General features: G+C 43.8%; 2 protein-coding genes. One reads left to right on the top strand and one right to left on the bottom strand.

Annotated elements, in window-relative coordinates; all coding sequences use genetic code 11:
* Positions 1-634, bottom strand: a 634-nt coding sequence (locus EI28_RS14180) for a DUF6293 family protein (RefSeq protein ID WP_231476806.1), incomplete at its 3' end; no start/stop codon positions are given.
* Positions 635-968: 334 nt separating this feature from the next.
* Between EI28_RS14180 and EI28_RS11990 the strand changes: the two genes are divergently transcribed.
* Positions 969-1274 carry a hypothetical protein gene (locus tag EI28_RS11990; RefSeq protein WP_048115123.1) on the top strand — a complete coding sequence of 102 codons (306 nt, stop codon included), beginning with the start codon at positions 969-971 and terminating at the stop codon, positions 1272-1274.
* The last annotated feature ends 95 nt before the right edge of the window (positions 1275-1369 follow it).

The raw sequence follows: 1369 nt of genomic DNA, 5'->3' as shown, positions 1-1369 counted from the left end.
CTAGTTGTGAATGTTTGGCAGACTCAGGATGGCGCGAACCGGGGTCTATTTCAATTAGTTTTTCATTTACACATTGCTCAATGAGATCTTTCTTCCGTATTGGTTGCTCTTCGCGGATAATCTTGAGTGTTTTGATCAGTCTCGGTTTAGGTCGGTCAATCTTGTAATTGGGAAGTTGTATGACTCCTTTGTAACCACTTGTAAATTGTTGTCCTTGTTCTGGTGTTATCTCATATTTCTCTGGGCAAACATAGTAAGGCGTGATCTCCGTGATATCATCTCTAAAAATCATACTTGTCATAGTGCCAGCAATTGCCTCAATTTTGGTGCCCGTTGATACATTGATGTAAATCTGGTTGCCCTTCTCTCGTTCGACGATTTCACGGAAAGTATTGAGCAACACGAACAGATCACGTATATTACAACGCATTTCGTCAGAAATTATCCCCGAAGAATTCAACTGATGTTTAATTTCATTATAATGGTAAGAAGCGTCACTGGATTCTATCTTGGGTTCGACAATCAACCACACCTTGTCTGCCTTGAGATCAGTTAACGGTAGAACGACCCTATCTATCTCAAAACCAACTGGGGCAATATGGACGCGTAGTTTTACCAATGGCTTTTCGATCATATTCATCTTTTTAAGGATATTTTTGTTAATAAGAGGAATACAGTAAAATATTTTTCGATCTAACTCTCTAATGAAGAGGTGATACCAAAATGCCAAGTATAAGCGCCGGAACGGGGCCCGCAGCCGCAATTTTGGTGGGTTGGCTCTTTTGCCACAGTGGCAATTGGGCCGGGTTCCTGTTGATCGTTGCGGGGATAGGACTTAGCTTCATCTGGGCCAAGCGATAAAAAAAATCTGCCTATGTTTAACAAGGGTTTTGCCGAGGAACTCTAATCTTTTATGCCACGTCATTCGTATCAACGTTCGACACCGGCGACCCCGCCACCGGAGCTCCGTGTCACAGGAGAGGGATTCCTCGCTGGGATCTTCGCCGGGTTTTTTCTTAGCCACTGGCGTCAACGCAGACCCAACAGCGATTCTGCAACGCACACTGGAACTAACGGTGGAGGCCGTCGAGCGGATCAGCCCAGATCAGGACTTCACGATATATCTCCAGCTCTTTGCCCTTGCATCATTTATCACATCAGCCGTTGCGCTACTTGAGATCGTTACACTGTTCAATAGATGGTGGGCAGGAGCGGTGTTGTATGCAGGTGGATTTATTTTCGGACCGCTGCTCATAACTGCCATTTTCTGCTGATATTATGATCTATAATCGAATTAGAATTGCATATGCCATCGAATTAATAGAGTCAATTTAGTGAACGTAATAATGCAAGGTAGAGCATCATGAAT

This window comes from Methanoculleus sp. MH98A (assembly GCF_000691865.1).
In the GTDB taxonomy this organism is placed as follows: Archaea; Halobacteriota; Methanomicrobia; order Methanomicrobiales; family Methanoculleaceae; genus Methanoculleus.
This window is presented reverse-complemented; position numbering and strand designations above follow the sequence as displayed.